The 14,770-nt window shown below is 48.7% G+C and carries 10 protein-coding genes and 1 tRNA gene; 9 read left to right on the top strand and 2 right to left on the bottom strand.

Annotated features, from left to right (window positions below; genetic code table 11):
• Positions 1-28 precede the first annotated feature (28 nt).
• The 3 genes from mdtH to SJI19_RS18810 all read left to right on the top strand — a co-directional run bounded on the left by mdtH (position 29) and on the right by SJI19_RS18810 (position 2,713).
• The gene (mdtH, locus tag SJI19_RS18800) at positions 29-1,234 is read left to right on the top strand and encodes a multidrug efflux MFS transporter MdtH (RefSeq protein WP_323479800.1); all 1,206 of its coding nucleotides are present in this window, start codon (positions 29-31) and stop codon (positions 1,232-1,234) included.
• A gap of 157 nt (positions 1,235-1,391) precedes the next feature.
• On the top strand, positions 1,392-2,039 hold the full coding sequence (gene grxB, locus SJI19_RS18805; protein ID WP_323479871.1) for a glutaredoxin 2: 648 nt from the start codon (positions 1,392-1,394) through the stop codon (positions 2,037-2,039).
• A 95-nt stretch (positions 2,040-2,134) separates the two neighbouring features.
• A complete protein-coding gene (locus SJI19_RS18810; protein ID WP_416347569.1) occupies positions 2,135-2,713 on the top strand; it encodes a lipoprotein in 579 nt (192 codons plus the stop codon).
• Positions 2,714-2,717: 4 nt separating this feature from the next.
• On the opposite strand, the gene SJI19_RS18815 is transcribed toward SJI19_RS18810, so the two are convergent.
• Positions 2,718-3,299 carry a molecular chaperone gene (locus tag SJI19_RS18815; RefSeq protein WP_323479801.1) on the bottom strand — a complete coding sequence of 194 codons (582 nt, stop codon included), beginning with the start codon at positions 3,297-3,299 and terminating at the stop codon, positions 2,718-2,720.
• A gap of 521 nt (positions 3,300-3,820) precedes the next feature.
• On the opposite strand from SJI19_RS18815, the gene SJI19_RS18820 reads away from it, so the two are divergent.
• The 5 genes from SJI19_RS18820 (at position 3,821) to SJI19_RS18840 (ending at position 8,936) form a co-directional block, all read left to right on the top strand.
• Positions 3,821-4,018 carry a hypothetical protein gene (locus SJI19_RS18820; RefSeq protein WP_323479802.1) on the top strand — a complete coding sequence of 66 codons (198 nt, stop codon included), beginning with the start codon at positions 3,821-3,823 and terminating at the stop codon, positions 4,016-4,018.
• A 1,126-nt stretch (positions 4,019-5,144) separates the two neighbouring features.
• On the top strand, positions 5,145-5,954 hold the full coding sequence (locus SJI19_RS18825) for a winged helix-turn-helix domain-containing protein (protein ID WP_323479803.1): 810 nt from the start codon (positions 5,145-5,147) through the stop codon (positions 5,952-5,954).
• A 340-nt stretch (positions 5,955-6,294) separates the two neighbouring features.
• Positions 6,295-7,617 carry a flippase gene (locus SJI19_RS18830; protein WP_323479804.1) on the top strand — a complete coding sequence of 441 codons (1,323 nt, stop codon included), beginning with the start codon at positions 6,295-6,297 and terminating at the stop codon, positions 7,615-7,617.
• On the top strand, positions 7,586-8,536 hold the full coding sequence (locus tag SJI19_RS18835) for an ATP-grasp fold amidoligase family protein (RefSeq protein ID WP_323479805.1): 951 nt from the start codon (positions 7,586-7,588) through the stop codon (positions 8,534-8,536). Before SJI19_RS18830 ends, SJI19_RS18835 begins: the two co-directional genes overlap by 32 nt.
• Before the next feature lie 310 nt (positions 8,537-8,846).
• Positions 8,847-8,936 (top strand) — tRNA-Ser (locus SJI19_RS18840).
• 129 nt (positions 8,937-9,065) lie between these two features.
• On the opposite strand, the gene phoH is transcribed toward SJI19_RS18840, so the two are convergent.
• Positions 9,066-9,857, bottom strand: a complete 792-nt coding sequence (gene phoH, locus SJI19_RS18845) for a phosphate starvation-inducible protein PhoH (protein WP_323479806.1) — start codon at positions 9,855-9,857, stop codon at positions 9,066-9,068.
• Between the two features lie 803 nt (positions 9,858-10,660).
• Between phoH and putA the strand changes: the two genes are divergently transcribed.
• A complete protein-coding gene (gene putA, locus SJI19_RS18850; protein ID WP_323479807.1) occupies positions 10,661-14,635 on the top strand; it encodes a trifunctional transcriptional regulator/proline dehydrogenase/L-glutamate gamma-semialdehyde dehydrogenase in 3,975 nt (1,324 codons plus the stop codon).
• Positions 14,636-14,770 lie beyond the last annotated feature (135 nt).

Consider the following 14,770-nt stretch of genomic DNA (forward strand, 5'->3'; position numbering starts at 1 on the left):
TATTAGATCATTTGATTCGTGGAGATGTATGTCATCGGTATCGCAAGCCAGGAGCTTAGGTAAGTCTTTTTTGCTGTTGGATAATATGTTAGTTGTTCTGGGTTTTTTTGTCGTGTTTCCGCTCATTTCCATCCGATTTGTTGATCAGTTAGGCTGGGCGGCGTTATTGGTGGGGATCGCCCTTGGTTTGCGCCAACTGGTTCAACAGGGGTTGGGGATTTTTGGCGGCGCCATTGCTGACCGGCTGGGTGCAAAACCCATGATTATTACGGGAATGTTGTTGCGCGCGATGGGCTTCGCCATTATGGCTATGGCGGATCAGCCCTGGATACTCTGGCTTTCTTGCATTCTGTCGGGGCTTGGTGGAACGCTGTTTGATCCACCGCGAACTGCGCTGGTGGTGAAGCTGATTCGGCCTAATCAGCGTGGGCGTTTTTTTTCGATATTGATGATGCAGGATAGCGCTTGCTCGGTGATCGGTGCGCTTATTGGCAGTTGGCTGCTGAAATACGATTTCCATCTGGTGTGTTGGGCAGGCGCGCTAATGTTTATTCTGGCGGCTATTTTTAACGCCTGGCTGTTACCAGCTTATCGTATTTCGTCGGTGCGCGCGCCGATGTTGGAAGGGATGCTGCGGGTCTTAAAGGATCGTCGTTTTGTCACTTACGTACTGACGCTGACTGGTTATTATATGCTGGCAGTGCAGGTGATGTTGATGCTGCCGATCAAGGTCAATGAAGTGGCGGGCCACCCCTCGGCGGTGAAATGGATGTACGCGATTGAAGCGGTGCTGTCACTGACGTTGCTCTATCCCATTGCCCGCTGGAGCGAAAGGCATTTTAGTCTGGAACTCAGACTGATGTGCGGGCTATTGATCATGACATTGAGCCTGTTCCCCATCGGTTTGATCGACGATCTGCAGATGCTGTTTAGCTTGATTGGGTTGTTTTATGTGGGGTCGATCATTGCCGAACCCGCACGGGAAACCCTGGGTGCCTCGTTGGCCGATAACCGCGCCAGAGGCAGCTACCTGGGTTTTAGCCGTCTGGGTCTGGCGTTGGGCGGTGCCATCGGTTACAGCGGCGGCGGCTGGTTGTATGATGTTGGCCACCAGCTTGCCCTGCCCAGCCTGCCTTGGTTTATGCTGGGTTTTATCGGTTTGGCGACCCTCTTGGGCCTGTATCGGCAATTTCACCAGCGCCGGATTGAACCGGCCATGCTTAGCGGACGCTAATAGACTGGGCAACACGTGGGGCGACAGGACCGGCAATATTGGTTATCCTTTGACAATGACGACCCTCACCCTTTTTGGGTGCGGGCGATCGCGAGCGCATTTCCTAGCCGACTTTACGCCTAGGCCCTTTGGCGTCTACCAGGAGAAGATCGTGATGATGAAACTCTATATATATGAGCATTGCCCGTTTTGTGTTAAGGCCAGATCCATATTTGGTCTGAAAAATGTTCCCGTCGGCCTAGAGGTACTGCTTAACAATAATGAGGCCACGCCAATCAGTATGGTGGGTCAGAAAATGGTGCCTATTTTGCAGATGGAAGATGGCAGTTATATGCCGGAAAGCATGGATATCGTGCATTATATCGATCAGCAGTATGGCCGGCCGCTACTTACCGGGACCCATAATCCAGCGATTGCCGAATGGCTGGCGATGAATCATGTCAGCGCCTATCCGCTGGTATTGCCGCGCAATGCCAATGCCCCGTTTGAGGAGTTTGCGACCCCAGCTGCGCGCGCCTACTTTTCCATTAAAAAACAGACGGTTAACGGAAGCTTTGAACAGCATCTTGCTCATAGTCCGACGTTAATCAACCAGGTTAACCAGCAATTTCGAGAACTGGAGCCGTTAATCGAGCAGACCCACGCTTGCAATGGCGAACTGTCGGATGATGATATTCATTTATTTTCGCGCCTGCGTACCTTAACCCTCGTCGCCGGACTGGACTGGCCAACCCGGGTAGCGGATTATCGCGATAATCTGGCGCAACTGACCCAGGTTAACCTGTTGACCCGTATGGCTCAATAATCACCCGCCTGGTGTTACCACCCTGCGGGCCGCAACCTGCGCGATGGCCAATACCAGCATTCACTACTCATCATTACACCACCATCGGGGACACAATGAACAAGCGGACTGTTGCGGTATTGGCCATAATGTTCGGCTGCACGTTGGCCAGCGGCCTGTTAAGTGGCTGTAGCAAGCTGACGCAATACCAGATAAGTGAGCAGGATGTGAACGGTTATCTGGCGAAACATAATAATTTCAAGAAGGACATTGGCGTTCCAGGACTGGCTAATGCCCAGATTGTCGTCACTGGACTGGCCAGTGAAATTGGCCGTGCCGAACCGAATAAAGTACGGTTGACCGGCGATGCCAAGGTGAATATTGACACCTTATGGGGATCACAGCAGGCCAATGCAAAACTGACGCTACAAGCCCAGCCGGTTTTCGACAAAACGCAGGGCGCGATTTATCTCAAGGATATGCAATTGCTGGATTACCAGGTGCAACCGGCTAACGTAGAGACCACGTTTAGCGCGTTAAAACCTTATCTGGATCGTTCGCTCAAGTCTTACTTTGACAATACGCCGGCCTATACCCTGGATGCCGGACGCAGTAAGAACGAAGCCCTGGCCAAAAAACTGGCTCAGGGACTTGAGGTTAAACCAGGCAAGCTGGTGATTGACTTAGGTTATTAGGGAATTATGATTGCGGCACATCGTCCGGCGTCTCGTCCAGCTCTTCGCGCAGAGCCTGCAGTGCTTCCCGTGAGACGATCGCTAGCGTGCGGTAAAAATCACCGTTAGCGCAGGCCTCGACTTTGCCGAGGAAACCCTGGCTCCAGGGCAGTAAATAGCTATCAAACAGCTGGCGTTGCGCCGCTGTTTCATCAAGCTGTGCATGATCTTCAAGCCAGGATCCCGCCAGCAGCAATGCGCCGAAATGGTCCGCTGGGCCGTCGCCACGGGGCATGGCTAACTGCTGTAAAAAGGGTATGACCTCGGGCGCCCCTTGTGCAACCCAGTCGCTACGCAACGGGGACACGGCCGCATCAGGGCCGCCATCCGCTGCATTATTAATAAACAGTCGCGTATAGTCAGCGGCCAGCGCCGGCAGATCACAGCTTTTCTGTAACCGCTGCAATAAATCGTCCTGTTCCAGAGGCCAATGGACCATCAGCTTACCCTCGGCAATTAACGCCAGCAACGGTGCCAACGTGGCATCCTGCGGATGGCGGTAAAATAACGTGCCTAATACACGACAGACCATGGAAAAATCATTCATCTTAGTGTCCGTTTCATTTGTTCAGTACGACAAAAGTCGCTTGTTTAACATCAAATGCCATTTAATGGTACCTGAAAAAACAAGATTATTCATAATGGGCTATAGCCAACATAAAGTTAACGGGGGATTTTTAAGAATTCACTCAGAAAAAAAACCGATAAACATTCCACTCCAAGTGCTATTCCTCTGCAAAAACCTGTCAATGCCAAATAGGGTAATTTCCTCGTTTACATCCGAAGGCAGCCTCAAAAATGTTAAGCGTTAAATGGGCGGTTACTGCCAAGTAAAATATATAAAATTTTATAAAATAAAATCAATGCCCGCATAAAGATAAAATCTAACAAAAATCGTGTGATTTCACATAAACCTAATTTTTTCATGAAATTAAGAATTAGCGTCATCCAGAATGACGAACGATTTTACTCTTGTTTATGATATTTCACATAAGGTATGATAAACCTCCCATAAAAATGGGTACTCATAGGTAGAATTTTCTCGTAATATGAATCGAGGAGGTTCCAATGAAACAATCACGTTCTAGCGACAATCCGATCACCGCCATTTCGATGCAAGCTATGGCAGGCCCACAAGTTTGCGGGTTTTGCCGACAACATGGATTTTTTAACACCATAGATGGATTTTATAAGTGTCACTCGCACTTTGGCGATATGAATACATTGATGGCGTCTATAAGTGTCACTCGCGCTTTGGCGATATGAATACATTGATGATGATGTGCCTGAACGTACTTGAAGATCAAAAAGAAGTTTGTATAAGAGCGTTTGACATCTAATATCATTCAGGAGACCATGCAAAATAGTGGTGAAATCATATCACCGAAGCAAGAGGGCACAGTATGAACTACCTGCTCACAACATCTGGACTCGGCAGGCCTGTTCCATTTTTGGTCTCAGTGAATATGGCTTGTGCTAATTGCGTGATGAACATCACCAAATAGCCTGCTGGTTTATTGAGTTAACAGCAAATCATCCTAATTGAGGATGTAGCCGATAGCATTTATTTCTGCATAACATTAAAGGCTATCGTCAGATACCATAACCGGGTTTACCGAATCGATTGCGTGCTAAAGCTGAAGTTACAGACTACATTAATAAAAAGGATTATTTGTCCTCATACGGCTTGGTTAGTTGTCGTTGAACACGTAAACCCTACTTGGCCAATTGACTTTACATGATCCATTAGGTGATATAAAAAATCAATTAAATTCAATATGATAAATTATTTTTTGAAAAATTTTCATCTTGAATAACAACTTTTTTATGACGTCAGGACCGATGATCCGCTATTTTGGCCCACTGATAGAATAGCCAGGAGAGTTCTCATGTATTCGCCGTGGTAATAGGCCAGAACAGATAAGTGGTAAATGAAAAAATGGAGCATTAAATAAAAAATAATGTGACTTTATATTCAAAAAAAACAGTTCCTAGTCGGATACTTATATACAGCGATTTAGCTGTAGGGCACGTTACGTACTGGCTAAATCAATACATGTTTAGCTATATTATGCAGTGCCAAATTTTGCAACGCAATGGTTATGGACTTAACACCACAGACCAACCAATATGGACTTAAACAGCGAAACATCAATGCAACCGTTTGCATCGATGTAAATCGATTACACTAAATACTTCCGTTTAACATGGGAGGATCCCCGCATTTCATATGCGTTATTAGGAGGTGATATGAAAAAATTATGGTGCTGATTTTATAATAAAAAAAATAAAATATTACTGACTTGTGCGTTACAAGTCTTGTAAATTTTAGGTTGCAGTGTAACGTGCAAGTAGAAAATGATAATAAAAAATAAGCTTGAGGTATTTGGAAATGAAACTTACACAACCCATTACTATCAATCATCTTGATGTGAAAATTGCACCCAGCACACATAATCGTCTTCGTTGGAAAGAGTACCAGATACTCAGCGTCCTGGTTCAGCGCTCACCAGAAGCGGTTAGCAGGGCTGATTTAATTGACCAGATATGGAAAGGAACATACTGTTCCGATTCAACCATTAACCAAACAATAAAATCCATACGCCAAAAGATCGGTGATGAAAAACATGAAATCATAAAAACCATACCGCGCATCGGTTATATAATAGAAGAAAATCAAATGGTTAATATTGTATTTAATGATAATCATCATACCGGAACAAACGAGACAGAATCTTCCGTGAATACCGCACCGAAAGAGGCAATAGTGAAGGATGACATCACTGAAACTAAAAAAAACACTGTCCCTGAGGAAGACATTCATACCCAACCGATCTGGATTTTACCTTCACATTCCAGGATATCTAAAGCTGCCACGACACCACCGATGAGTGGAATACATAGGTTAATAAATTCAATAGTTTATTTTTTTCATAAATTTCAGAGGAAAAAAACAAAAGTGATATTGTATACTTCCCTATTGATTATGCTAGTGGTGTTCAGTATGTACAGCTTTCCCGCTGTTAAGCAAACGTTTGATAACCGCAACCAGGCGCGGGTGGAATTTAATCAAACTTCGGCATTCAGTGTTACCTGTCCATCAGGGCACAGCAATGAAACTAATGCGGAGTTGACCTGCAATAACATGATAGTTAAATTCGACGATGTGGCTTTTGATTGTCTTACATTAAAAAACAAATAGTTATCACCACGCGTTTTCTGCATATATCCAACGTTAAAAAGAGCAAGAATATCCATTCTTGCTCTTTTTTTATTGTATAAATCTTTCAATAACCCACATTGAGATGAAATTGTTAAAAATACCGTTACATTTTATATAAAAATTTATATTACTTTTATTATTTTGAATAAATTTTACTTTTTTTTATTTGTGTGCGAGATGAACGAAGTATATTTTTTTAATCATTCGGCAAGTTATATTCCGGACGTATGTCTTATGGTCGCCCCTGCGGTTTAGTACCCATTAATACTGCAGACAGCAAAGTTATTGCGCAATTCCATTCAATGACATCAGGGGAAGCATGAGGGCGATTATATTTAATTCGTGTTGGATTATACTGGAAAAATGTTGCTTAGCTGCTGCGGGCATCATCTCTGCAATGTATGTTGCACGTTACTTGGGGCCAGAAAATTTCGGCACACTAAGCTATTTGATTTCAATCATTGCGTTAATACTCCCCTTTATACAAATGGGAAGTGACAATGTTTTATTTAATCGCATTGCAAAAAAACCGTTTAGTGGCATGAGTTTAATGGCGGCGTCGCTTCGATTAAAATTTATTCTATTTATTATTTTCAGTACAGGTTTACTGATTTGGGCCCACTATTTTTTACCGCGCCCACAGTTAGCCATTTTGGCAGTGCTTTTATTGGGTACATTTTTTACCTTATGCGATATCTACAAATTGTACTATGACGCGACATTAGCATCGAAAATGAATCTGATCATTAACAATAGCGCATTGGTTATATTTGTTGCTGTTAACCTATCATTGGTTTATATGCATATGGGTCTGTTCTGGTTCGCAGTTTCGTTAGTGGGCAGAAGTTTTATTCCTTTTGTGGTCCGCGGGTGGATATACCAACATAGCTCAATGGCAAAAAAAACCAGCCACAGAGGACCGTTAAAAACAAAGTACCGCAATTTTTACAATTTGTATTTATTAAAAGTCGGTTTTCCCCTGACGTTATCAAGTCTGGCGATAGTGATTTATACCCGGATAGACCAAATTATGCTGGCGAAGTTTGTGGGTTACCATGCGGTAGGATTGTATAGCGCAGCCATGGCGATTGCACAAGGTTGGGTATTGGTGCCCATGGCGATAATAACCTCTTTCATGTCATTAATTGCGGCCGAAAGAGATAATAGCCGGGCCAATGACCGTATCCGTCTGCTTTATATGATTACCTTGACACTCAGTGCACCAGTCATCATTGCAATAGGTTTTTTTAGTCAAGATATCATAAAAATAGTCTACGGTGAGGCCTATGCAGCCTCAGCATCAATCATGTTGATATGTACACTGACCGCCCTGTGCGCTGTGCTAGGCACCATCTCATACCGGATTATCCTCATGTATTCCGGCTACCGTTTTGTCGCATTTAAAATGCCGGTTATTGCCTTACTTAATGTTGGCCTTAATTATCACTTTATTCCTCTATTTGGCATAAAAGGGGCGGCACTATCTACGTTGTTTTCTGAACTGATGTCTCTACTTGTACTTAATGCAATATTTAAAAAAGGGTTAGTCACTCAGCAATTATTCAGTGCCTACAAAAGCATTCCAAAATTTATAATTGAGGTGCAAAATTATGTTAAATCTTATCGCCAGACAAGCCGCTAAATTACTTCCTGATATGTTATTTCATCAATTGCAGTATACGGTGGTTTTTAAAAAATTGAGGTATAACCCCATATTACATATTCTCACCCGGCAAGCTTATAAGTTTCTTCCGGATATGTTATACCATCAATTAAGATATGCCCGCATTTTTAAACACTGGCCAAATTTTAGTAAACCCACTACGTTTAGTGAAAAAATCGTCATCCGCAACTTTCGACCAAAACCCATTTATACTAACCTGGCCGATAAATTTAAGGTGCGGAACTATATCGCCGGGGCTATAGGTGAAAAGTATCTGATTAAACTGCATGCCTGCTGTAGCGAATTGACTCCGGCGATCTATGAATCCTTACCTGACGCGTTTGTCATAAAAGCGAATCATGGCTCGGGTTTTAATTTAGTGGTACCTGATAAATCACAAACCACTTTTTCCCAACTGAGTACCCTGACCCGGTATTGGACGGAAAAAAATTTTTATAAAATAAACAGAGAAAGACATTATAAAGCGATCACCCCGTGCATTATGGTGGAAGAGTTATTGCAACAAGACGGCCATGTGCCTAACGACATTAAATTCCATTGTTTTAATCAGCAGGGTGAGATGAATATCTTTATCCAGGTCGACTATGACCGTTTTGGTGTGCATCGGCGCGACGTGTTTGATACCCAGTGGAATAAAACCGATATCAGGATGGGATTGCCCAACAGCACTACGCCGATGGACAAGCCGAAGAACCTGACAGAAATGGTTGCTCTGGCTACGAGGTTAGCCTCGGATTTTAACTATGTACGGGTGGATTTCTATGAAGCGGACGGTAGCGTGTATTTTGGTGAATTAACCTTCACACCTGGCGCAGGGTTGTGCAGAATGTATCCAGAGGGTACGCAACACCAATGGGGCAGCTTGTTTGCCGAGTAATCCTACATCACGGTTTATTAGAAGAATAAATGCATTTACTTAGGCGCCTTTTAAGTGCGCCTGAGTCACGTGGTTTTATACGGGAAATGGCGATACCCTGTGACGTTTTTTCTGGGTGCCGTTATTTCCTGTTTTTTCGACGACGTCACTACTATGCCGCCTTCTTACCCTACCCTGCCCCGCGGATCAGCGTTAACAGGCCAGAGTGCTCAAAGCCTGAGCAAACGGTACTTGCGTGAAAAATTATACTTGACCGGAATCCGGCTAATCCCTATAGTACCGCCCCGTTAGCCCTCGTGGTTAACAGCGTGGTGAGGTGTCCGAGAGGCTGAAGGAGCACGCCTGGAAAGTGTGTATACGAGAAATCGTATCGAGGGTTCGAACCCCTCTCTCACCGCCATAATTTAGCTGATACTCGTCGCTACCTTTGGTTGGGCGGGGTCAAGAAGACGTGATGTAAAAAAAGCCCGGATAATTATCCGGGCTTTTTTTTGAGTGTCAAAAATTGACGGTATGTTACGCGATAGGTTTAGCGATAGGCATTTAGCGTGCGCTGGCACAACGCCGAACGTACGCAATCCTGTTGACCAAAACGTATTACGCCGACCATGTCATCATCTTGTGAAAAACGCTCCAGCGCATCCTGCAGGCCGGATTTCACGCCTCTGGGTAAATCACACTGCGTAATATCACCATTGACGATAACCGTCACATTTTCGCCCAGTCGGGTTAAAAACATTTTCATCTGATTGACCGTCACATTCTGCGCCTCATCTAAAATAACCACCGCATTTTCAAATGTGCGACCCCGCATATAGGCAAACGGCGCGATTTCAACTTTACCGATTTCCGGACGTAGGCAATATTGCATAAAAGACGACCCGAACCGGCGCAGTAAAATATCATAAACCGGTCGAAAATAAGGGGCGAATTTTTCAGCTATATCCCCCGGCAAAAAACCCAGATCCTCGTCAGCCTGTAATACCGGACGGGTAACGATAATACGCTCAACCTCTTTGTGGATTAAGGCCTCGGCTGCTTTTGCAGCGCTAAGAAAGGTTTTCCCGCACCCCGCCTCTCCGGTAGCAAATATCAGCTGCTTGGTATCGATAGCGTGTAAGTAAGCGTCTTGTACTTCATTACGTGCCTCAATTAACGTAGTATCGCGACTGTCGCGCGCCATGCCAATCGATTCAATCCCGCTCATATGAACAAGAGATGTGACCGAGTCCTCTTCCCGCATTTTGTGGTTGCGTGACTCACGCCGGATAACACGTTTTGCTTCACGACGAGCCTTGATCACAACTTTTTGTCTTCCCATAAGTGGCACCTTACAGTTTGTTTCACCATTCACAGGGCGTGGGCCTTGTGACTACGCTTCACATTCAGATGAGGTTGTGGCTCCCTTTAAAGCCAATAATGTACTTTACATACGTTGCGTTGCCGCAAGGCGGCAACGCTGCCAATCCCCAGAAGACGGACCGGGATTGACACCGGGGGTATCATCAGAAAATAGTGAGTGCTGCGATGGCATGCATCGATTAAGTGTAATATTGAGGGGGGTGATAAAAGTGCTGCTGGAATAACAAGTGTCGGTATGGCAACCGCCGTGAATCGGTGGTGCGGTGAATAATAAAACAGGTGGTGTGATCAGCCCATAAAAGGACATTATCATTAGCATTCCCCGCGTTGAGGTTACCTTCTCTTATCAGGTCAGCCGTTTTAAAACAGATTTTTTAAAACGTCGCTGCCTTAAGAACCCGCGTTTTTTTAATCCACACTTGATGCTTTTAGTATAATGACATTGCAACATTTTGTGGGTTATATGCAACCTTTTTTTTCGATTGAACAATAAATAATCGGTATTAACCCCGAGATATCGACCCCTTTTGCCCATCGGAGGTAGTGATAAAAGAAATAATAGGTCGTCGATACCCGCGCAAATAATTGATTTATCCAACGGCATGAGGCAATAACCCTCGCGGCGGTATCGATTACACTTTCTTACACTCTTAATTCACCCACACGGGAAAGGCAACCATAAGATAAAGGAATGTTAATGGGGTTGCACAAAGTTGCAACATTGGCGATAGTGAGTCATCTTCTGCTGGCCAGGATAGCAACATGGCGACGACAACCATGGGCGTCAAGCTTGACGATGCCGCCCGAGAACGCATTAAACTGGCCGCCAGCCGGCTCGATCGCACGCCACACTGGTTAATTAAACACGCTATTTTCCTTTATCTCGACACGCTGGAGAATGACGCGGCGAGCGCTACAGTGGAGTCGTTGCCGGTCGACGATACCGACGAGGTCCAGACACGACTTTCGTCGCCGGCGGACCCACCACAACCTTTTCTGGATCTTGCCTGGCAGATTTTGCCACAGTCGGTACTGCGCGCGGCCACCACCGCGGCATGGCGGCGACCGGAAAGCGATATTATTCCGTTATTGGTCACCCAGGCCCGCCCGTCCCCTTCCCTTGATCAGCCCATCAACGCCTTGGCGTTGCGTCTGGCGCAAGGTCTGCGACAACAGAAAATACAAGGTGGTCGCGCCGGCATGGTGCAAGGTTTTTTGCAGGAGTTCTCACTCTCCTCCCAAGAGGGGGTCGCGTTAATGTGTCTGGCAGAGGCGCTACTGCGCGTACCGGACAAACCGACCCGTGACATTCTGATCCGCGACAAGATCAGCCAGGGCGACTGGCAGCGCCACTTGGGGCGTAGTCGGTCGGTGTTCGTCAACGCCGCCACCTGGGGCCTGTTATTCACCGGCCGCCTGGTGTCCACCCATAACCAAACCAATCTGTCGCACTCCCTCAACCGTATCATTGGCAAACGCGGAGAGCCGCTGATCCGCAGGGGGGTGGATATGGCCATGCGCCTGATGGGCGAGCAGTTCGTCACCGGCGAGAATATGGGCCAGGCATTAGCCAACGCCCACCGACTTGAACAGCAGGGCTTTCGCTACTCTTACGATATGCTGGGCGAAGCTGCGCTGACGGAACAGGACGCCCAAGCCTACTTCGTCTCCTACCAACAAGCCATTCATGCCATCGGCAAGGCGTCCAACGGCCGGGGCATTTATGAAGGTCCGGGCATCTCCATCAAACTGTCCGCGCTGCATCCGCGCTATTGCCGCGCACAGTATGGCCGGGTGATGGACGAACTTTATCCGCGTCTGCTGGCATTGACACAACTGGCGCGTCACTACGATATCGGCCTGAATATCGACGCGGAGGAAGCGGATCGGCTGGAACTGTCCCTCGACCTGCTGACTAAACTGTGTTTTGAGCCGGACCTGGCGGGCTGGAACGGTATTGGTTTTGTTATCCAGGCGTACCAAAAGCGCTGTCCATGGGTGATTGACGAGTTGGTCGATTTGGCGCAACGAAGCCGCCACCGCCTGATGATCCGGCTGGTGAAAGGCGCGTATTGGGATAGCGAGATCAAACGCGCACAGGTGGATGGGCTGGAGGGTTATCCGGTATATACCCGTAAAGTCTATACCGACGTCGCTTACCTGGCGTGTGCGCGCAAACTGCTGGCGGTGCCGCATCTGATCTATCCGCAATTTGCCACGCACAACGCCCAGACCTTGGCAGCGATTTATTACTTCGCTGGTGAGAATTATTATCCTGGACAGTACGAATTCCAATGTCTGCATGGCATGGGCGAACCCTTGTACCATCAGGTGGTGGGGGCTACCTCGGCGGGAAAACTCAACCGACCTTGCCGAATCTACGCCCCGGTGGGCAGCCATCAAACCCTGTTGGCCTACCTGGTGCGGCGACTGTTGGAAAACGGCGCCAACACCTCGTTTGTTAACCGCATCGCCGACGCTAACTTATCCCTTGAGACGTTAATCACCGATCCGGTGGCACAGGCCTTGGCTCTGGGGGAACAAGAAGGACAACTGGGCCGGCCACACCCCAAAATACCGCTGCCGCGCCAGCTTTATGGCTCATCGCGCCTTAATCCGGCCGGCATCGATTTGGCCAATGAGCAGCGCCTTGCCTCGCTGTCCACGGCATTGCTTAACCATGGTGCCCAAAGTTTCCATGCTGGGCCGATCTCCGATGACCCGTCGCATGACGCCCCCCCCCAAGACGGGACACACCAGATCCTCAACCCGGCAGATTCCCGGGACAGGGTCGGCGTTTGCCGGGATGCCGACACCACCGACGTGCAACACGCGCTGGCGAGCGCAGCGGCCAATGGTGAGCTGTGGTCGGCAACACCACCCTTGCAGCGGGCGACTATTTTGTGCCGTGCGGCGGAGCTGTTTGAACAGCAGATGCCGCTGCTGATAAGCCTGTTAATCAGAGAAGCGGGTAAAAGCCTGACCAATGCGATCGCGGAAGGACGCGAAGCAGCGGATTTTTTACGCTATTACGCCGGTCAAATTCAGTATTTTGAGCAAGAGGACTGCCGTGCGCTGGGTCCGGTGGTCTGCATCAGTCCGTGGAATTTCCCGCTGGCGATCTTTACCGGCCAGGTGGCCGCCGCACTGGCCGCCGGCAATGCCGTGCTGGCCAAACCGGCGGAACAGACGCCGTTGGTGGCGGCCCAAGCGGTCAGGTTGCTGCTGGCTGCCGGAGTCCCTGCCGGTGTGCTGCATCTGCTGCCCGGCGCAGGTGAAACCGTGGGCGCCACGTTGGTGGCAGACGCACGGGTACGCGGTGTGATGTTTACCGGTTCAACCGCCGTGGCGCGGTTATTACAGGCTTCTTTGTCCACCCGCTTGGATCCCGATGGACGCCCGGTGCCGCTGATCGCCGAAACCGGTGGCTTGAATGCCATGATTGTCGACTCTTCAGCCTTAACCGAACAGGTGGTGAACGACGTCATTGCCTCGGCGTTCGACAGCGCCGGACAGCGCTGCTCCGCCCTGCGTCTATTATGTCTGCAGGACGATGTGGCCGACCACACGTTACACATGCTGCGCGGTGCCATGGAGCAATACCAATTGGGCGATCCACAATATCTGTCTACTGATATCGGCCCGGTGATTGACGCCGACGCCGCGTTGTCGATCACCGCGCATATCGCCGCCATGGGGCTGGCCGGACACCGGGTATGGCAACCGACGACGGCGCAGGCCACTGCGCAGGCCCTTAGCGCATTTGGCACGTTTATCCCCCCGACGCTGATTGAATTGGATGACGTCGCGCAGTTAACGCAGGAGGTATTTGGTCCGGTATTACACGTGGTGCGCTATCAAGGTCGCGATTTACCGGCGCTGCTGACCCACATCAATGCCAGCGGCTACGGCTTGACCCTGGGGCTACATACCCGTATCGACGAAACCATCAATCAGGTGATCGCCCACGCCAAGGTCGGCAATTGTTATATCAATCGCAATATCGTTGGTGCCGTGGTAGGGGTGCAGCCGTTTGGCGGCGAAGGCTTGTCTGGTACCGGGCCAAAAGCCGGCGGGCCGCTTTACCTCTATCGTCTGCTTTCCCGACGCCGTTGCGACCAGCAGTTGGCAGCACTGCGCGCACTGGATGCCGGACGAGAAACTGCCGGTGCGCCGCGTCCGCTACCGCCGGCGCATCAGGCGCTGATCGCCTGGGCGCAAACCCGACGCCCCGCGGAGCAACTCGCGCTCTGGCAACGTTTTGGGGCCCTGTCGGAAGCCGGCACGGTTCGCCCGCTCATCGGCCCCACCGGCGAGCAAAATACCTACCGACTGCTGCCCAAGGAACGGGTGTTATGCCTGGCTGACGAGGAACATGATCTGCTCAATCAGTTGGCGGCGGCGACCAGCCAGGGATCAACCGTGCTCTGGACCGATACACCCGTCACTCGCGCCCTGCTTCCAACCTTACCGCCTGCGGTACAGCAACAGATCGCAATAAATACCGACTGGCTGGCCGCCGACCGCCCGATTGACGCGGTTCTGTTCCATGGCGATGCGGATCGGTTGCTGTCGTTATGCAGTCAACTGGCGCGCCGCCCCGGCCCACTGGTTCAGGTACAGGGTTATACCCGTGGTGATACGGCTATTTTGCTAGAGTCGTTGCTCATTGAACGCGCGGTAAGTATTAATACTGCCGCCGCCGGTGGCAATGCCAGTTTAATGACCTTGGGATAATATAGAGTGGAGGTAATAGCGATAATATGCCGTTGGCAATGCCCTGTTGATAATAATGTAACAGGAATTGTCAATGTCCCGCCATTGCACTAACAGGTTGATAGCGTTCAATGGCAGGGCACAGTCAAGGTTTTC

Origin of the sequence: Acerihabitans sp. TG2 (genome assembly GCF_035013185.1) — a bacterium.
Lineage (GTDB): Bacteria > Pseudomonadota > Gammaproteobacteria > Enterobacterales > Enterobacteriaceae > Acerihabitans.